The 18642-nt window shown below is 59.0% G+C and carries 19 protein-coding genes, 1 tRNA gene and 1 pseudogene; 16 read left to right on the plus strand and 5 right to left on the minus strand.

Translation table 11 applies throughout. The features are described from left to right. Positions 1-46: 46 nt before the first annotated feature. The 3 genes from ACS3WB_RS08330 to ACS3WB_RS08340 all read left to right on the plus strand — a co-directional run bounded on the left by ACS3WB_RS08330 (position 47) and on the right by ACS3WB_RS08340 (position 3681). Complete coding sequence (locus tag ACS3WB_RS08330) at positions 47-1747, plus strand: flagellar hook-length control protein FliK (protein ID WP_438275100.1); 1701 nt, start codon at positions 47-49, stop codon at positions 1745-1747. Then, positions 1744-2010, plus strand: a complete 267-nt coding sequence (locus tag ACS3WB_RS08335; protein ID WP_438275101.1) for an EscU/YscU/HrcU family type III secretion system export apparatus switch protein — start codon at positions 1744-1746, stop codon at positions 2008-2010. Before ACS3WB_RS08330 ends, ACS3WB_RS08335 begins: the two co-directional genes overlap by 4 nt. A gap of 138 nt (positions 2011-2148) precedes the next feature. Next, positions 2149-3681, plus strand: a complete 1533-nt coding sequence (locus tag ACS3WB_RS08340; RefSeq protein WP_438275102.1) for an acyl-CoA carboxylase subunit beta — start codon at positions 2149-2151, stop codon at positions 3679-3681. A 12-nt stretch (positions 3682-3693) separates the two neighbouring features. Here ACS3WB_RS08340 and ACS3WB_RS08345 read toward each other — a convergent pair whose 3' ends face one another. After that, positions 3694-4161, minus strand: coding sequence for an outer membrane protein assembly factor BamE (locus tag ACS3WB_RS08345; RefSeq protein WP_438275103.1), 468 nt, complete (start codon positions 4159-4161; stop codon positions 3694-3696). 121 nt (positions 4162-4282) lie between these two features. On the opposite strand from ACS3WB_RS08345, the gene ACS3WB_RS08350 reads away from it, so the two are divergent. The 11 genes from ACS3WB_RS08350 (at position 4283) to ACS3WB_RS08400 (ending at position 13104) form a co-directional block, all read left to right on the plus strand. Further along, positions 4283-4822 (plus strand): ubiquinol-cytochrome C chaperone family protein, encoded by a 540-nt coding sequence (locus ACS3WB_RS08350; RefSeq protein ID WP_438275104.1) that lies wholly within the window; start codon positions 4283-4285, stop codon positions 4820-4822. Positions 4823-4832: 10 nt separating this feature from the next. Next, complete coding sequence (locus ACS3WB_RS08355; RefSeq protein ID WP_438275105.1) at positions 4833-5429, plus strand: YceD family protein; 597 nt, start codon at positions 4833-4835, stop codon at positions 5427-5429. A gap of 236 nt (positions 5430-5665) precedes the next feature. Further along, positions 5666-6727: a phosphate acyltransferase PlsX gene (plsX, locus tag ACS3WB_RS08360; RefSeq protein WP_438275106.1), complete on the plus strand. Its 1062-nt coding sequence runs from the start codon at positions 5666-5668 to the stop codon at positions 6725-6727. Next, positions 6724-7701, plus strand: a complete 978-nt coding sequence (locus ACS3WB_RS08365) for a beta-ketoacyl-ACP synthase III (RefSeq protein ID WP_438275107.1) — start codon at positions 6724-6726, stop codon at positions 7699-7701. The genes plsX and ACS3WB_RS08365 overlap by 4 nt, the downstream gene beginning before the upstream one ends. A gap of 130 nt (positions 7702-7831) precedes the next feature. Next, positions 7832-8164: an integration host factor subunit alpha gene (locus ACS3WB_RS08370; protein ID WP_438275108.1), complete on the plus strand. Its 333-nt coding sequence runs from the start codon at positions 7832-7834 to the stop codon at positions 8162-8164. A 69-nt stretch (positions 8165-8233) separates the two neighbouring features. Next, positions 8234-8830 (plus strand): MerR family transcriptional regulator, encoded by a 597-nt coding sequence (locus ACS3WB_RS08375; protein WP_438275109.1) that lies wholly within the window; start codon positions 8234-8236, stop codon positions 8828-8830. Between the two features lie 196 nt (positions 8831-9026). Then, a tRNA-Pro gene (locus ACS3WB_RS08380) sits at positions 9027-9104 on the plus strand. 348 nt (positions 9105-9452) lie between these two features. Further along, positions 9453-10112 (plus strand): hypothetical protein, encoded by a 660-nt coding sequence (locus ACS3WB_RS08385; RefSeq protein WP_438275235.1) that lies wholly within the window; start codon positions 9453-9455, stop codon positions 10110-10112. Positions 10113-10206: 94 nt separating this feature from the next. Continuing rightward, positions 10207-10842: a BRCT domain-containing protein gene (locus ACS3WB_RS08390; RefSeq protein WP_438275110.1), complete on the plus strand. Its 636-nt coding sequence runs from the start codon at positions 10207-10209 to the stop codon at positions 10840-10842. Between the two features lie 509 nt (positions 10843-11351). Then, on the plus strand, positions 11352-12101 hold the full coding sequence (locus ACS3WB_RS08395) for a CHAP domain-containing protein (RefSeq protein WP_438275111.1): 750 nt from the start codon (positions 11352-11354) through the stop codon (positions 12099-12101). Between the two features lie 16 nt (positions 12102-12117). Further along, the gene (locus ACS3WB_RS08400; RefSeq protein WP_438275112.1) at positions 12118-13104 is read left to right on the plus strand and encodes a S1 family peptidase; all 987 of its coding nucleotides are present in this window, start codon (positions 12118-12120) and stop codon (positions 13102-13104) included. A gap of 44 nt (positions 13105-13148) precedes the next feature. Here ACS3WB_RS08400 and ACS3WB_RS08405 read toward each other — a convergent pair. The 3 genes and pseudogenes from ACS3WB_RS08405 to ACS3WB_RS08415 form a co-directional block, all read right to left on the minus strand. After that, positions 13149-13385, minus strand: a pseudogene (locus tag ACS3WB_RS08405) (thermonuclease family protein); the annotation flags it as partial. Continuing rightward, the gene (locus tag ACS3WB_RS08410) at positions 13375-13644 is read right to left on the minus strand and encodes a hypothetical protein (protein WP_438275113.1); all 270 of its coding nucleotides are present in this window, start codon (positions 13642-13644) and stop codon (positions 13375-13377) included. The pseudogene ACS3WB_RS08405 and the gene ACS3WB_RS08410, both read right to left, overlap by 11 nt. Before the next feature lie 14 nt (positions 13645-13658). After that, complete coding sequence (locus tag ACS3WB_RS08415) at positions 13659-14642, minus strand: DUF2971 domain-containing protein (protein WP_438275114.1); 984 nt, start codon at positions 14640-14642, stop codon at positions 13659-13661. A 562-nt stretch (positions 14643-15204) separates the two neighbouring features. On the opposite strand from ACS3WB_RS08415, the gene ACS3WB_RS08420 reads away from it, so the two are divergent. Together ACS3WB_RS08420 and ACS3WB_RS08425 are read left to right on the plus strand one after the other, a co-directional pair. Then, positions 15205-15438 (plus strand): hypothetical protein, encoded by a 234-nt coding sequence (locus ACS3WB_RS08420; protein ID WP_438275115.1) that lies wholly within the window; start codon positions 15205-15207, stop codon positions 15436-15438. A 253-nt stretch (positions 15439-15691) separates the two neighbouring features. Further along, positions 15692-15991: a hypothetical protein gene (locus ACS3WB_RS08425; RefSeq protein WP_438275116.1), complete on the plus strand. Its 300-nt coding sequence runs from the start codon at positions 15692-15694 to the stop codon at positions 15989-15991. Between the two features lie 712 nt (positions 15992-16703). On the opposite strand, the gene ACS3WB_RS08430 is transcribed toward ACS3WB_RS08425, so the two are convergent. Beyond that, positions 16704-18479 carry a caspase family protein gene (locus ACS3WB_RS08430; protein WP_438275117.1) on the minus strand — a complete coding sequence of 592 codons (1776 nt, stop codon included), beginning with the start codon at positions 18477-18479 and terminating at the stop codon, positions 16704-16706. Positions 18480-18642: the final 163 nt, after the last annotated feature.

Raw genomic sequence — 18642 nt, forward strand, 5'->3', positions numbered from 1 at the left:
GGGGTTTAGACACCGCAGTTAGCCTCCCATCCGAAACGAGGCTTTCATGGCGATCTCGATCAACCCGATCTTTCCGGTCATCGCGGTGCAGGACACCGGCTCCGAGGCCGCGCTTCAGCCGGGCACGGTCGTCGACGCGCGGGTCCAGCAGATCCTCGCCAACAATCTCGTCCGCATCGCCATCGCCAATCTGACGATCGAGGTTTTGTCCGAAATTCCGCTGCAGGTCGGCGAGAAACTTCAGCTTGAAGTGTCGCAGACCGCGCAGGGGCTCAGGCTCGCGGTGGCCGGGCAGGGCGGGTCGCCCAACCCGGCGGCCGCTGCCATGGCGGAGCCGGCGGATTCCGTGACGCTTGCGCCCGACCTCGCGGCTACGTTTGCCGCGGCCGAAGCCGATGCGCCGGCCTCGCCCTCGAAACCACCGCTGACGGCGCTGGAAGCACTTTCCGTCTCGGCCGCGGCGCAGGCCGCCGCGACGCGGCAAGGCAGCCTGTCGCCGCTCTATGCCAATCTGCTGGCGGCAGCCGGATCGGGCAGACTGCCGCCGCAGGTCCAGGAAATTGCCGACCGGCTGCTGGCGCTGCGTCCCGATCTCGGTCCGAACCTGACCGGAAACGACATCAGGACTGCATTCCAAAATTCCGGGCTTTTTCTCGAAGCGTCGCTGGCGGCAGGGCTGACGACAGCGCAACCGGCATCGACCTTGGCCGCCGCGCAATTACCCGATCTCAAGGCCGCGCTGCTCGTGCTTCGCGAGGCGCTTTCGATTGCCGGTGCCGCGAAGGACGCGCCCGCAGGCACCCCACAGGCTTCGCCGCAAGCGCCGCATGCGCCGGCGGCCGGATCAGCGCCGTCGATGGCGCCTCCGCTGTCGCCGGATTTCGAGCCGCAGGAAGTCTATCTGCCGCAGGCGCGGCTGCCCGTCACCGAGGATCCCGACACGTTGACGCTCGCGAACCAGACGTTGTTTTCAAAGGTATCCGATGCGGGCGTCCGCACCGCTGCCACCGGTGCGGCCTTGAACCTTTTGCAGGAGGCGCTTCAGAACGGCGGCGGCAGAACCGGCCTCGGTGCGGAACTCGGACTCGACGGCGATCCGGCCGCGGGACCTTCGGCGCTCAGGGCAGCGCCGGCGAACGGTCCCGACGAAAACAGCGTCTTCATCGTGCGCACCAGCACGCCGTCGCCGCCGTTTCGCGGCGCGCTGCCGACCGCACAGCCCGTCGCGATGCCGATGCTGTCGCCGGCCGCCCCGGCGAGCGACATCGCGCGACGGTTGCTCGACGACACCGAAGCTGCGATCGCGCGTCAGACGCTGTTGCAGGTTGCCTCGCTTCCGGATCGGATAGATGCGGGGCCGAGATTTGACCAGAACGTACCGCGCTGGAATTTCGAGATTCCGTTCGCCACTCCGTCGGGTACCGCGATCGCGCAGTTCGAGATTTCGCGTGATGCCGCCGGCCATGAAATCGAGACGACGAAGCGGGTCTGGCGCGCGCGATTTTCGCTCGACGTCGAGCCCGCCGGGCCGGTTCATGCGCTGGTGTCGCTGACCGGCGACAGCACCTCGGTGCGGCTGTGGGCCGAGCGTCCCGCGACAGTGAGCCGGTTGCGCGCCGGCGCCTCGCAACTCACTCAGGCATTGAGCCGCGCCGAATTGCAGCCGGGCGATATCGTCATCCGCGAAGGCGCGCCGCCGCAACAGAGGCCCGCGCCGGCCGGCCATTTTCTGGATCGCGCGTTATGAGCGTGGAGACCAGGGATCAGGTCGCGGTCGCCCTTCACTATGACAAGGGCAGCGGCGCGCCGCGCGTGGTCGCCAAGGGCAGGGGGTCGCTCGGCGCGAAGATCATCGAGGTCGCCAAAGAGCACGACATTCCGATCGAGGAAAACGAGGTGCTGGCCGGCGCGCTGTCGCATGTCGAACTCGGCGACGAGATTCCGCCTGAGCTGTACAAGGCCGTCGCCGAAGTACTGGTGTTCGTGCTGCGGCTGTCGGGGCGCGCCTGAGGGACTCCTGTCAGAAACAGCAGCTAACCCGTTCTTCCGTCGGCTGTGCCCGGCCACGACGGGTTGCAGATTTTGTCCAAAAGAAACATGCTCTACAGTCTGATCCAACTTCGTTGAATCGGACCCAGGCAGGGGGCCATGAAGGACATCCTCGAAACCCTCGACGCTCGCCGTGCCGCAGCAAAACTCGGCGGCGGCGAGAAGCGCATCGCGGCGCAACATGCGCGCGGCAAGCTGACGGCGCGGGAGCGCATCGAACTGCTGCTCGACAAGGGCTCGTTCGAGGAGTTCGACATGTTCGTCGAGCATCGCTCGACGGAATTCGGCATGGACAAATCGAAGGTGCCTGGCGACGGCGTCGTCACCGGCTGGGGTACCGTCAACGGCCGCAAGATTTTCATGTTCGCGAAGGACTTCACCGTTTTCGGTGGCTCGCTGTCGGAGACCCACGCGCTGAAGATCACGAAAATTCAGGACATGGCGATGAAGGCGCGTGCGCCGATCATCGGCCTCTACGATGCGGGCGGCGCGCGCATCCAGGAAGGCGTCGCCGCGCTCGCCGGCTATTCCTATGTGTTCCGCCGCAACGTGCAGGCCTCGGGCGTGATCCCGCAGATATCAGTCATCATGGGACCCTGCGCTGGCGGCGACGTCTATTCGCCGGCCATGACCGACTTCATCTTCATGGTGAAGAACACGAGCTACATGTTCGTCACCGGTCCCGACGTGGTGAAGACCGTCACCAACGAGGTGGTGACCGCGGAAGAACTCGGCGGCGCCAGCGTGCACGCGACAAAGTCGTCCATTGCCGACGGCGCGTTCGAAAACGATGTCGAGGCGCTGTTGCAGGTGCGACGCCTGATCGACTTCCTTCCCAGTAACAACACCGATGGCGTGCCGGAGTGGCCGAGCTTCGACGACGTCGAGCGCATCGACGACTCGCTGGACACGCTGGTGCCCGACAATCCGAACAAGCCCTACGACATCAAGGAACTGATCCTGAAGGTCGTGGACGAGGGCGACTTCTTCGAGATCGCGGAAACGTTTGCGAAAAACATCGTCGTCGGTTTCGGTCGCATCGCCGGGCGCACCGTCGGCTTCGTCGCCAACCAGCCGATGGTGCTGGCTGGCGTGCTCGATAGCGACGCTTCACGCAAGGCCGCGCGCTTCGTTCGTTTCTGCGATGCCTTCAACATCCCGATCGTGACCTTCGTCGACGTGCCGGGCTTTTTGCCTGGCACCGCGCAGGAATATGGCGGGCTCATCAAGCACGGCGCGAAGCTCCTGTTCGCCTATTCGCAATGCACGGTGCCGCTCGTCACCGTCATCACGCGCAAGGCCTATGGCGGTGCGTTCGACGTGATGGCGTCCAAGGAAATCGGCGCCGACATGAACTATGCCTGGCCGACCGCGCAGATCGCTGTCATGGGCGCCAAGGGCGCGGTGGAGATCATCTTTCGCTCAGACATCGGCGACGCGGACAAGATTGCCGCACGCACCAAGGAATATGAGGATCGCTTCCTGTCGCCGTTCATCGCCGCCGAGCGCGGCTACATCGACGACGTCATCATGCCGCACTCGACCCGCAGGCGCATCGCCCGCGCTCTCGCCATGCTGAGGGATAAGCACGTCGACGCGCCGATGAAGAAGCACGACAACATTCCGTTGTGAATGATCCCGCTCCTAGTTCGGACTCAGAAGCTTGAACAGCGGCTGGAGATAGCTGATCTCCTGGCCCGATGTCGGGGTGGTGCGGCTGATGAAGTCGAAGATCCTGCCGTCCTTCAGTCCGTAATTGGCGAGCCGGGTCACCTGGCGGTTCTTGTCGAAATAGATGGCGATCACGCGTTGATCGACCACCCTCTGATTCATGAACGCGACCGGACGGTTCGCACGCTGCGAAATGTAATAGAAGACCTCGCCGTTCAGCGTCGCGACGGTGGAGGGCGTTCCCATCACGATCAGCACCTGATCCTGGCTGGCGCCGATCTGGATCTGCTCGAGCGCACCGGGAGGCAGGATATAGCCCTTCTGAAACTGCTCGCCGGTGCAGCCCGCCACGGCCGCGCACACGAGCGTGGCTGCGAGCGTCACGCGCAGACGACGGCGTCGCCTCGCGGCGTTTCCTGTTTTTGATGCCGAAACTGTCATTCGGGAGCCGACCTCATCCTCTTGCATCGCGCGAGCCATTGACGTACCCGCAACGGCGTACACGGCGACGGTCCTGCGATTGCACAACCGGAAGCCCTGCGGGCTGATTTTCGGAACCCACATGCTCTGGCCGCTCAGTCACTTCAGAAAATCCCGCACTCCGTCGCGCGGCACCATTGAAGCGATCTATGGCATGATCGTGACGCAGGCGCGAGAGCCGTTGTTTTATCAGAAACTGCAGGTGCCGGACACTGTCGATGGCCGCTTCGACATGATTCTGCTGCACCTGTGGATAGCGCTTTCGCGTTTGAAGCAGAGGGATGACAAGGAACTCCCGCAGGCGCTGTTCGATCATTTCTGCAGCGACATGGACGCCAACCTGCGGGAAATGGGGGTCGGCGACCTCACCGTTCCGAAGCGCATGCACGCGTTCGGAGAGGCCTTCTATGGCCGCTCGGCCGCCTACGATCGCGCGCTCGCGGAGGGGCGCGAGCGGCTGGTGGAAGCCCTCGACAGGAATATCTATAACGGCCGGGACATCGAAAGCGCGCGGCGGCTTGCCGATTATGTGGCGGAGGCGATAGCTGCGCCCGCTGCTGACGACCAGACGAGGCCGGCCGACGGCGGGTTGCGGTTTCCGGACCTCGCGCATCGGATATGAGAGCACGGACATGACCGCCAGAGACAGGCCGGACACCATCGCAAATCCCTGGAGCGCGCGGATCGCGGTCGTGCAGATTCCGGAAACCGGCCTTCATCGGGATATCGAGGCCGACGAGACTGTGCGAACCGCACTGGCGAAGCTCGCCGGCTTGCGGGATATCGAATCAGCGCGTGCATCGTTCGATCTGAAGCCCGGGCGCCATGACAGCGTGCATGTGCGGGGCAGGGTGTCGGCGCGCGTGGGACAGACCTGCGTGGTGTCCCTCGATCCGATCGAGAATGACATCGTCGAGGACGTGGACCTTCTTTTCGTACCGGAAGACCGCGTCGAGGCGTTCGCGGCCGCCATCGATGACGATGGCGATGACCAGCCCGACCGCCACGTTCCGGATGCGCCCGAGCCCATCGTCAATGGCGTCATCGATCTCGGACGTCTCGCGACCGATGTGTTGTTTCTCGGGATCGACCCTTATCCGCGGAAGCCCGACGTCGTTTTCGAGCCGCCTTCCAGCGCCGTCGATCCCGAGGACCATCCCTTCGCCGCCCTGAAGGCGCTTAAAATCGACCCGAATCCATCGCGCGGGAAGAAGCCAGGGCGGGGCTAAAGACGAAGCGCTGGATGTGATCTTTCAGAAGGAGGTAGTTAAGATACTGAAAATAAGATAATTTTATCTGATTTTCGACGTCTGTTTTTGAGCCGCGAGGCTGCGGAAATCCCGCGCCTTCGCTATGTTGTATCAAGGCCGGGACACGCTATTGTCGCTGCCGGGCCGATGAAGCGCCACCCCCGTGTGGCCGCGCGCTTCATGGCCGCAAGAGATCAAGGGCTTCCAGGACTTCCATGCCGAAAAAGGTTCGAATCGCGCTTGACGCCATGGGAGGCGACATCGGCGCATCGGTGGTCATTCCGGGCGCCGCGATTTCCCTGAACCGTCATCCCGACACCGAGTTTCTGCTTTACGGCGACAGCGCCCTGATCGAAGCGCAACTCGCCGCCCACCCGGCGATGAAGGCGGTGTCGCGGGTGATCCACACCGACGTTGCCGTCAGCATGCACGACAAGCCAAGCCAGGCGCTGCGCCGCGGCCGCAAGACCTCGTCGATGTGGCTTGCGATCGACGCGGTGAAAAAAGGAGAAGCCGACGTCGCCGTGTCCGCCGGCAATACCGGCGCGCTGATGGCGATGGCGCGGTTCAACCTGCGGACGCTGCCCGGCATCGACCGGCCGGCGATCGCGGCGGTTTGGCCGACCATACGCGGCGATTCCGTGGTGCTCGATCTCGGCGCCACGATCGGCGGCGACGCGCGGCATCTGATGGCGCTCGCGATCATGGGCAGCGCCATGGCGCGCGTTCTGTTCGATTTGAAGCGTCCGACGGTTGGCCTCCTCAACATCGGCGTCGAGGAGGTCAAGGGCGGGGAGGAAATCCGCGAGGCTGCGGAATTGCTGCGGGCGATGGATCTGCCGCAGCTCGAATTCATCGGCTTCGTCGAGGGAGACGGTATCGGCAAGGGCGCTGCCGACGTCATCGTCACCGAGGGATTCAGCGGCAATATCGCGCTGAAAACGGCCGAGGGCACCGCGCGGCAACTCGCCGAATATCTGCGCAGCGAGATGTCGCGCAGCCTGTTGTCGCGGATCGGCTACCTGTTCGCGCGTGGCGCCTTCAAGGCGCTGCGGGGCAAGATGGACCCCCGCAAGTCCAATGGCGGCGTGTTCCTCGGACTTAACGGAATCGTGGTCAAGAGTCATGGCGGGACCGACGCCGAAGGCTTTGCCTACGCGGTCGATGTTGGCTATGAGATGGTCCGCTACGATCTCCTGACCAAGATCAACCAAACGCTCAACCGTCACGGCCACACCCTTGTTTCGGCGTCGGCAGTGCAGGAGGCCATCTCTTGACTGCGATACGTTCGGTCGTGCTCGGCTGCGGTTCCTATCTGCCGCAAAGGGTGCTGACCAATGCCGAGCTGGCCACCAAGGTCGACACCTCGGACGAGTGGATCGTCCAGCGCACCGGCATTCGCGAGCGCCACATTGCCGCGGAGGGGGAGTTCACCTCGCATCTCGCGATCCGCGCGGCCCAGGCGGCGCTCGCTAACGCCGGAATCGATGCGCAGTCGATCGACCTGATCGTGCTGGCGACCTCGACCCCGGACTATACGTTTCCGGCCACGGCGGTCGCGGTTCAGAGCGGGCTCGGCATCCATCATGGCGCGGCATTCGACCTCCAGGCGGTCTGCTCGGGGTTCGTGTTCGCGCTGGCCACCGCCGACAATTTCCTGCGGGCGGGGGCGTTCAAGCGCGCGCTGGTGATCGGCGCGGAAACCTTCTCGCGCATTCTGGACTGGACCGATCGCGGAACCTGCGTTCTGTTCGGCGACGGCGCTGGCGCGGTGGTGCTAGAAGCTCAGGAGCAGCCGGGAAAACCCTCTGATCGTGGCATTCTGACAACACATCTGCGTTCCGATGGCCGTCACAGATCAAAACTTTTTGTCGACGGCGGACCGTCCTCGACCCGGACCGTGGGACATCTGCGGATGGAAGGCCGCGAGGTGTTCAAGCACGCCGTCGGCATGATCACCGACGTCATCGTCGATGCGTTCAATGCCTCCGGCCTATCCGCGGACGACATCGACTGGTTTGTTCCGCATCAGGCCAACAAGCGAATCATCGACGCATCGGCCCACAAACTGCATATTGCGCCGGAGAAAGTCGTGTTGACGGTCGATCGCCACGGCAATACATCGGCTGCATCGATTCCCTTGGCGTTGTCGGTCGCCGTCGCGGATGGGCGCATCAAAAGAGGCGATCTGGTGTTGCTGGAAGCGATGGGCGGAGGGTTCACCTGGGGCTCCGCCCTTCTGCGATGGTAAGACTTGAATCAAAATATCCAGCGTAACTGCCGTCATCTATCGTGCGAAAGCATGATGTGATAGGTTGACCGTGCGTCGTTAAACTCTTAATTTCAGTTACGAATTGTTCGCCGGGAGCTTGGGGCAGGCGATGACCGAAACCGGAAAAACAGTCACGCGCGTTGATCTCTGCGAAGCCGTCTACAAAAAGGTGGGGTTGTCGCGGACCGAGTCGTCCGCGTTCGTAGAACTCGTGCTCAAGGAAATCACCGATTGCCTGGAGAAGGGCGAAACGGTGAAGTTGTCGTCGTTCGGGTCGTTCATGGTACGCAAGAAAGGCCAGCGTATCGGCCGCAATCCGAAGACGGGCACCGAGGTGCCGATCTCTCCGCGTCGCGTGATGGTGTTCAAGCCGTCTGCGATTTTGAAGCAGCGGATCAACGGCAGCAATGCCGGAAACGGCGCCGAAACCAAGGCCGAGTAAGCCGAGTAACCGCAAATGGCTGGCTGACAGGTTCGGCATTCGGAACCCGATTGGCAGAGGAGCGAGCACTTGGACAAGGCACCCGATGCCTTCCGCACCATCAGCGAGGTTGCCGCCGACCTCGATGTTCCCCAGCATGTCCTGCGCTTCTGGGAAACCCGGTTTGCGCAGATCAAGCCGATGAAGCGAAGCGGCGGCCGCCGCTACTATCGCCCGGACGACGTCGATCTGCTGCGCGGCATCCGCCACCTGCTTTACAGCGAGGGGTATACGATCCGCGGCGTACAGCGGATCCTGAAGGAGCACGGCGTCAAATCGGTGCAGGGCCTGACCGAGGGATCGTCCGCCGCCGCCTTCGGCGCCATCGAGGACGACATCCGCAACACGCTCGGCGAGATTGATGACGACGAACTGCCCGACTACGAGGCCGACGACGAGGACGCAGAAGGGGACGGCGACATCGCCGACAGCGCCGCGCCCCGAGCGCGGGATGCGGGTGAGCACAAGCCGCTGAGGCACAATCTCGACGAGGTGTTGTGGTCCGGTCCCGACAGCGCGGCAATTCCGGGCGTGAATGCAGCCGTCGATCTTGCACGACTGAAGGATGCGTTGGCCGAACTGGTCGCCTGCAGGCGGCTGCTGGACGACGCACTCGGCAACGGCTGACGGTTTCCGGCACCCTCGTTATGGCGTCGCTCAGGCGGACGCCTCGCTTCTTGCGCCGTCCCAGGAACGCGGCTAGAGCTACCTTCGGCCTTGATGAAACCAGGGCCGGGGTTTCGTCTCATTTGGCGTATTTTCTTCACGCGAACCGGTACCGCTTCGCTTGAAAACGCTATAATGGAACGGAGCCGTCACGGCACGGAGCGTAGCGCAGCCCGGTTAGCGCACTAGTCTGGGAGACTAGGGGTCGGAGGTTCAAATCCTCTCGCTCCGACCAATAAAATCAATAACTTAGATAGAATTTTCACCGCCGCAGCTAGATGTTTTCCGCATCGGGGTGTGGTCTGGGGTGTAGGCATTCGCCTGTTACCGTCCGTTGTTATCCGTTGCGACTCTTTCGCCATCCGTTGGCGTCCGTTGTCATCCGTTACGGGCGAAGGCGCTGACGATCGTCGCTCGCAGAGGAATCATGCACGCGAGATTCGTGCGGGGGGAATTGGTTGCTGGAATGACTTTTTTGAAGGGACAACCCAGCGCGAGCGTTGTGTGGGGCCTCTACGCTGGGGCTTATTGTCCGTTGGAGCGGCTAGGTTGACGTTTCTATGCGGGACAATAAGCGGTGATTATGCAGGACCAGGCGGGAGTGCTCGGGGCGGAAGCTCTTTCGGGAAAGGTCGACGAGGTTCATCTGGCGGTTTTGAATCTCGCGGCGACCTATGGCGTCTTCCACGGTATGAATGACGCCATTGGCCAAGAGAGGATGGCCTCTGGCAAACCGTCCCATGCCATCAGAGTGATCCAATACGATTTAATCCACGTGTTGGTGATTCGAGTTTGTGCGCTGTGCGACGAGGGGGCGCGGGCCAAGCCAGACGATGCTTCCATAGCAGTTCTGATGAAAGCGCTCGATAATCAGGAGCTAAAGGGCCGGCTGACCGAAAAAGATCGCCGATGGCGTCGTGCAATGCTTTCTCGGCCACCATCTCACGCGGACGCTCGATCGAGCATCGAGATACTGATGGAGCGCTGGGAACAACTACAGGCGGAGGATGACTCCATGCGGAGAGTTCGTCACCTGCGAAACAAAAAACTTGGTCATGTCACGGATGGATTCGAAAAAGAAAACAGCGCTGTGTTGCAAGAACTCTGGACGTTAATAGAGCGCATGTTCGATGTGGCTGAAAGCATCCGGTTGGTGTTTGCTAGCGACGAGTATCTATATCGAGATGTTGTTAATGGACACAAAGCGGACGGGCGAGCGCTGATCGAAGCTCTTCGCGGTTGATATCGCGAGTGAGATGAAAGCCGTGATCGAAGGTATCTCACGTATCGCGAGCCGTTGTTAGTTCAATCTCGCGCGGGTCGGGCCTGGGGGCATAATGGCACTTGAGAAGGACGACGTATTTTATAACCGCGTCGGGGGCGACAGGATCGCGAGCCGGCAGATCGATGAACTCATCGGGATTGCCCGTGGGTTGGTTGCCGACAATACTATCAATCATTCAGAGGTCGAGTTCCTGAGAGATTGGCTATCGTCCAATCTTCATATCAGCGACCAACCCGTCATCAGGACACTTTATCAACGCGTCGCCAGCATGCTCGCCGATGGGGTTATCGACGATGATGAGAAAATGGAGTTACTCGATACTCTAAACGCATTCTCAAATCGCGATGCCGGGACCGGTGAAATGCTGAAATCCACCTCGTTGCCGCTAGACGCGCCCCCACCAGTGCTCAGATTTAGAGGCATACGGTATTGTTTCACTGGAACGTTTAGTTTTGGGCAGCGAAAGGCTTGCGAAGCGGCCGTTACCGTCTTGGGCGCGACTACGGGAGCGTTGACGCAAAAGACAAATGTGCTGGTAGTCGGTGTGTATGCGACGGAATCTTGGAAACACTCTTCTTTCGGAAACAAGATCATAATGGCGTGCGAGTGGAGAGAGCGAGGAATCCCGATCTCAATTGTTTCGGAGCCGCATTGGACAACGAGCCTGACCGCCACTTCTGATGCTTGAATCGAAACTTGGACTCATGGCGAACCCGGGCGACTATAGGGACTGCCGATCCTTTGGTGGGCCGTCAGATCAGCAGTCCCGTGCCGGTGGAGGTTTATCCCCGGCACCATTCCGTCTCGCAATCAAGCCGACAGTCCCTTGCCATGATGTTCGGAGGGGGTGAGTTTCACCCTAGGGGATCGACGCTGGACTCGTTGGTCTTTAGAGTTTTTCTCAACGGACCGACTGAAAGAATCGCAAGCGGCTCTCCGTTGAAACTTGTTGCCCGTCAGAAAGCCGGCGCTGGCGCTTCTGCATAGGGCAGCCCGAACCGGGTTAATTTCGGGTGCGGGGGGAAATGCCTGAACTCGTTCAATTGAAAAATTCTTTCAAAAGCTATGGTTTTAGCGACAAACTAGGCGACTCAATTCAGAAGTGGTGCTCAGCGAGCATGTCGCAAGAAATTGAGTTCAGTGCACCCTGCTTTCGCGGCATTATCAAGTCGTTTTACTTTTTTATGGAGAGCAAAAATGTTTAGTAGGCGGAAGATTGTTCAAGGAATTGCAGTAACGTCACTGGTATCGCCGGTGCGAACAAGCCTTGCCTATGCAACCAGCAACGAAGAGGAGTTGCTTACTCCATTGGAAAGTCCTTTGATCAGTGATCTAACGAAGATGCATCCATTTGGGTCGCACCCGGCATCGCGTGAGGAAATTGCAAGAGCAGACGAGATCATTGCTAACACCCCTACCGGTCCACGTCCGATCGACATTGCTCAATCCTTTGTAACCAGATTTTACGCCAGCGATCCGCATGCGATTTCACAGTGGCCGAAATCACAGTCGTGGAATCCACTCATTGCCCGGTTTTTCGAAGCAACAACCCTCCACGCCAAACAGGACACTGTTGCTTGGTGCGCAGCATTTGTGAACTGGTGTTTAGAACGGGCAAAGCGACCGGCGACGAAGAGTAGCGCCTCCCAAAGCTTTGCAACGACAGAACTGTTTTCGGTGACCGATAGTCCTGTTGAGGGGGATATAGCAGTCTTCACCTGCTACAAGGAGGGCACGAACTTATCTTATGACGTCGGTCATGTGACCTTCTTCAAGGACAATGTTGATAGCAACCATATTGCCGTCATAGGGGGCAATCAGGGTGGAAAGACTCCAAGCATTATTTGCGAGAAGCAATATCCAAAAGAATTTCCGAGCTCGCGAATCGTTGGTGGAAAACGAGTCCCTGTCGAATACCGACTTAATCGTTTCCTTCATGTAATTTGAGCCTTGGGTCTACAACATGAACAGGTTCGCATCTATTGTGCTGTGCATAGCCATAGCGGGCATCTCAACTGCTGTAGCGAAGTCTCCAGCAGAGATTGCCAATAACAATGCCAGGGCGATTGTCTTCGTCAAGAAGATCAATGAGCACGGTGAGGTTATGTCTGGTACCGGCCTAATAATTTCTCACGATGGATATGTTCTCACGGCAAGTCATTTGGCACCAAGTCAGCCAGATGAAAAACTAGTGGCTACGGTAGGACAGCGTGAAGGACCAGCTTATCCATTAGAGTTTCGAGATAAGGACTCACAAAGAGACCTTGCATTATTCCAATTGCCTCAATCTTCAAGCTGTCGTTCCTCATTGATTCTTAGCAACGATCCATTGGACGATTCTCAGCATTTGGTAGCGGTAGGTTTTCCTGCGGACCGTGGCCTTTCACGTGCAACGGTAGCAATTACAAATACGCATACACCACTTGGATTTTATGCTTCTGACGGACAACTAGAAGAGGGATACAGCGGCGCACCTGTGTTCAACGAGGATGGCAAGGTTATCGGAATTGTCCAAGGGGGCACAGTTAGTGGAGCCAGAAGCAATGACATTGTTCCCATAGCTTCCGCAATAGCAATGGCCAAAAAGCTTGGAGTACGAGCAGCGGTTGGCGAGGCCGTGCCCTACGACGATAGCTGTTATGCAAGTTGTCGAGCGCCTGCGCACGGTATTGAGAAGTGGGGCCACGAAGAAGCGTGGTCGGCTAACACAGGGAAGGTGAATGGAGGGTACAATCAAACGTTAGCGTGCAATGGTTTGATTGCCGGAAAACTGGCTACGCAACCTCCTGGTTCTAGAATCGATCTTGATCTCGGAAAGGCTGGTATGTGGGAGTCATCTGACAAAGATTTTTTTGGCCATGTGACATATGTATATTATTGCAAGGGCACCCTTAGATCATCGCCGGTTTACAAGGAAAGACGTTCACCTGCCTGCCAGCTGTGGGAATAGAGAGCAACAGCCTTATCGTTGGTTTTTCACGTCTACTCCGCCAGCGCGATACGCTCATCAAGTTCGTTCGCGGCTTTCGCACCACAACGATATTGCAGGCCATCGTCGCCACGGCAGAGTTGATCGGACTCAGGTGCGTCGATCCCCGACAGACGAATGCCCTGCCCATGGATTACGATCGTGTCACCGTCGACGACGGACGCTTGGCCGACGATTGTTTCCGCGAATGCAGGTGACGCAAAACAGATTGCGAACGCGATAACGCATAGCTTACTTAGCATGGCCCATGGTTTTCCACTTGCCATCACGGATCGCCAGCATGACTTGAGCCTGCGGCGAGAGAATTGGATTTTGCTTGCTCGCTGCCAACGCTTCGACTTCGGCCCAATCGATTAGAACGGTGCCGTCGTCCTTCACTTCATAGAGTGTGGTATCGTTTAGAGATTGCGTGACTTTGACAGTCTTGATGGCTTTCGGCTCTTGGGCAGAGACGGCGGTTGCAAACATGACAAGCCAAATTAGCGCAATACTACGAGGCATAAAAGGAACCTTGCTCACTGCCGCAAGGGCAAATCAGATACAATAATTTTGTTTGCTGCTTCGCTTTGGTCGGCACCCAAGTCGGTCAAAATCTGAAGAAAAGCGTCAAAGATTCCCGCCGGATATTTGCTGGGACCTATGATGATGCGCTCTATTGAACCGGGTAGATTGAGACCGATCAGGTTTTCATGCGGAACGTCTTTTAACGGAATTTTGGCCACGATCTGTGGGACACTGCCGATTGACTCAACTTCCAACTGGATTCGTTCCGAGAGCCGAAAGGTCGGCTGATAGATCACTCGCCATTCCCGCTCTTCACTAAAACCCGGGTGTTTCGTGCATAAGACGGCGTTTCTATAGGCCCCAAATATATAGTCTCTGATAGTAGTTTCACCTGCCAGCCTAATGAAGTCGAGATTCTGTTTAATGCTATCGAGAAATCTCAAATACTCCGTATCAAACGCGAGGTCGCTCAAATAAGCGACGGGGCTCGAATACGCTTTCAACGCATCTGACGGACCAAAGAACGCATCGCCCTTGAAGACAATTGCAACGCCGGCTGTTCGTCCGTACGCCCGCCACATGGAGAGTCGTCCGTACTTATCTTCCGAAACGTCGTGTTCAGAGACGCACGCAATGTAAGTGTTGGTCCTAAAGTGAGGCAGCCAGCCGTTGAACAGGGTCTCCAATCGCTCGCAGAATCCTGGATACACGGAATCTAGTATGGCGCAGAGTCTATCCTTATATTTCTTATGAGCGCCGTTGAGGCAATCGAATCCATGTTCTATCTCACGATAGTCATTCATGCTGTGCGATTTGCGCATCCAGATTTCTTCATTCTTGATGATCTTCATCGCTGTATCTGCGTCTGTGTAATACACAAAGCGCTGTCCAACGTTAATCGCTCCAAGCGTCTGTTGAAACGCGAAAGGATTAAATATCGAGAACAGCCGTGCCTGCTCTTCAGTAATTCCCAAACGGCGATAGATTTCACTCATTAAATTCCCCTTGCCCCTATCATCTTCTTCTGGCCGGTGTGATTCCAAACTTATCCTTATCGACCGGCTCGCGAAGCTGCGGCAAGCCTTTCAGCCGATCCGGATAAATGAACTCTTCGCCGCGTAGCCATCGTCCACCGAAGTGGTCCCAAAACGAATCGCGTCTAGCTGAACCGTGAACTCATAAACACACCACGAGCCGTCGCGTTGAATACGCTCGCCCGTCCCGTCAAACGGGGATGCTATTCATTTTGCAAACCGCGTCGATGAATCCCCAATGCGCGCGAATATAGCTGTCTTCAAGCGCGACGTGATAAGGCCGCACGCTTCGCCACCGATATTCACCGCCGCCCCGTTGGTGAAAATCTTTTCGCTGCATCATGAAGGTCGTCACGACAGGGCACACAGGCAAGCGGCACGCCCTTTGCCTCACTGAAGACAAACAGCCCCGCTCCGTCCCGGTGGACTTGCCAGGGCGGTGGAAAACGTCGTGGGGGATGGCTTGACTCCATGAGAACATAATGAGAACGATATTTTGCCCGGTCAAGACGGAATCAACGGCATGAAGGCCGAACGACAGCCCGATCAAGCGGAAGCCGAGAGTTTGGAAGCCGCAGTAGCGCAGGCGATTGAAGCTTGTGACGGTGATCTGCGCGCGACGATCCGGGCGTTGCTCGTGGCGAACGAATTTTTGGAGACACAAATTTCGCACGGCTACCGGCGCGGCGTGAAGCACGGAAGGTCAACTGCTATTCGGGATAATGCAAATGGGTTGGCGCTCGCAAGAGAACTATGAACTGACGAACGAACGCGACTTCAATCGTCTGCCATGGCGTGATCGGAAGATCATCCAACGAGCCGGATGGATTGCAGCGCTAGCGATCGTGTTCGTCTGGATCGTGACCAGTCGTTTCAGGTGAGCGAGTTCCCCCCAAATTTGAAAACGAAAGCTGGCGAGGGATCGGTGAGGTCTATCAAAACACTTCCGCGCTCGAACCAGTTAAGCTAGATTCCGCACCCTCCCTGAGAGGCCCCTTGGGATCAAACACATGAAGGACCTGAAACTCTACCTGGACAAGCTTCACGCTGATGCCGAGCATTGCATCACCATCAGCCAGACAACCCTCAACGATAAAAAGCGCGAAGTCTTCGAGGTGCTTGCAACGACTTACCGCAAACTCGCCAGCGATATCGAAGCCGTCATGGCGACGAACGCAATTTTGGATGAAGAGCGCGACAAGCGACTGATCGGACTTCTCGGCAAGGACGAGAACCCTGCTGAGAGCATCGACGAGATCACCAGGCTGTTGGGACAAGCGCCTGACGAATCCAAGCCGCCAGGAAAGTAGGAATACGCCGGCGCAATCTGTGTTTCGCTGTCTAGTTCTATTCCAGCGGCTTGATGCTCTCCCGTCTGACGAGATCGGGCTAAACAACGCGAAATGAGCTGCGGTGGTGAAGCTAGTTGCATTCAAAAGCCTGATCAACCCGGATGAATGACTGAGGACGGCCCGGAACCCCTCCTAACCCTGCGCATTATGGCTGGGACGGCTCTTTCGCCGCCGTCCAGGATGACGAACCTCTGCCCGCCGGAATGGCGGGCTTTTTTTGTCAGGAACGACTCTCGATTGCGGGCATTACTGGTCCGGAGGGGTTCGATGGCCTAAGCCCCTGTCTACTTGGAGAACTGTCATGCGCCGCGTGCTGGTTATTGCTGCCTGTATGGCGTATTTGGTCGGAACCGCCGCCAGCGCTCAGACAATTTCGGAACCAAAACGGCAAGATAAGTCCGAACATAACACTGGCAGGACGGAAACGCCGGAGAACAAGGGTCATCTCCAACCGCAGGGGTCAACCGGTCCTGTTGACACCAGGTCCGGCGGCGCGCCTGCGGAAAGTCCGCAGGGCGACACTCCACCCGGCATGCAGTCGGCGCCAGAGGGCTCTTCAAAAACAACGGTCGAACCAAAGTAGGTCGGTGGGGTTCACGCCCGTGCACTCGCCGGCAATGAAAACACCCAATATAGCGGCGGCACCTGACGCGGCCCTACGAGGCTTGCCCTATTCGGGCGCGATCGGCGGCAAAAGCGCGACCGGCGGCGCGACGCCGTAAGCGGCGGGTCTCTGCTGACCATCCGTCTTTCTGACGACGCCCGCCGTGGTATCCCGCACTACCGTCGCGAACGTCTGGTTGGGCGTGGTCAGTGTTTCGAGAAGAGCGCGCACGAATGGACTATCGAGACCCTCGCCATCGAGCGCGGCTTCGCCCGGGGCTGTCGAATACAGCACCACGCTGTTAGACGCGACAGTTGCCATGGTTGCCAGGCCAGGATGCAGTCGCGGCAGCGCCGCATCCTTCTTTTGCGAAGCAGCCGCACGCGATGCCACCACCGCGCGCGCTTCAGCAAAGGGATCATCGCGGCAAGCATCGACGATCACCAGCGCGCCACGCTTCGCCCAGGCGGCGGCAGCGGTAAGGTCGGTGAGTGCTAGCGCGCCCGTCTTGAGGTCATCATCGCTTTTCGGTGCGGCATCAACCGGGATCAGATAATTGACGCCGGCAGCTTCGACACCATGGCCGGCGTAGAACACAAGCACGACATCCGCCTGCGCTGCTTTTTTAGCGACCATTGCGGGCACGCTGCGCAGGTCCGCCACGTCAAGATTTTCGGCAATCTCGACCGCGTCGAATCCCATGTCGGCCAGCGCATTGGCCATCACTGCGGCGTCGCGAGGTGGATTCGGCAGGCTCGCGAGCGTGCGGTAATCGCCTTGGCCGATGATCAGTGCGATCCGCTTCAAGCCGTCCGGCGAGCCTTTGCCCGCCGTCACGCCGACGTCGAAGGCGCTCCGGAATGGGCCAGCATCGCTGCGCTTCATCGGCGTCGTCAGTTGCTTTAGTCGGAAAGAAGCCAGCATCCTCTCGTAAAGTTTCGGCGTCGCTTCTGTCGCCGCCAGGATGCGCTTGTAGAGTGCAATAGCTGCGGCCCGATCGCCGCGCGTTTCCGCGACACGGGCGAGGCCGAGCACGCCGCCCCAGTTGTCTCCGGCGAGTTGGCCGGCGTCGCGATAATGCTCCTCGGCGGCGGCAGGGTTTTTCAGCTTTTCGAGCGCCAAATCTCCGGCGCGTACCAAAAGGTCCGCGTTCGTCACGGTCTGGGTGACCGCGGTCATATCGCCACCTTCGCGCGCCGCGGTCAGCAGATCGTCATAAGCCGCCTTGAGATCACCAGCACGCAACTCGACTTCGGACTTATGAATCAACGCAAGCCGCCGAAATGGCGGCCCGAGGGCCGCCGCCGCGATAAAATCAGCCCGCGCGCGGACCAACAGGCCCAGCCTGCGCAACAGGGTGGCGCGTGCGGACAGGGCGACGCCGCTAGCAGGATCGATTGCGACGGCGCGGTCGAGATCGGATAGCGCCGCGTCGATATTCCGGGCCCGTTCGTGTTCGAGGGCTCGTTGAACGTAAGGCGTTGCCGAACCCGGCGCTGCATCAATCGCTTTGCCGATGTCTACCTGGGCTTGAGCCGAATTTCCGAGAACCTGGTTGACGGTGACGCGCAATGCCAACGCGTCGCCCTTCATTGGGCCATCGAGACCGATCGCTGTTTCGATGTCGGCCAGAGCTTGACGCAGTTGTCCGTGCTTCGGAGGGCTGTAGATCGGCGCACCTTGCTCGTCGGTGTCCTGCGCCATGCCGGACTGCACAACCTGAAGGAAACGCATCAGCCCCCGAAAGAACGCGGCTTTCTGACGATCGGAGGCGTCTGCGGTGCCGGAAAGAACACGACTGCACGCCGATTCCGCGGCAGCAAGTTCCGATGCCGATAGCATCGCCGTTTTCACGCGAGTATCGGCGCATCGCGCCATATCCGTCTCAGCCTGAGCCCATGCCGTTGTTGCGGAAACCGCACCAACAGCAATACAGCTAACCACAGCGAAGAACGTTGATCGCAAAATCCTAGTCATCGACCGGAGTGTAATGGGTTGCAAAATT

It is taken from the genome of Nitrobacter sp. (genome assembly GCF_051535215.1).
Classification (GTDB): Bacteria; Pseudomonadota; Alphaproteobacteria; order Rhizobiales; family Xanthobacteraceae; genus Nitrobacter.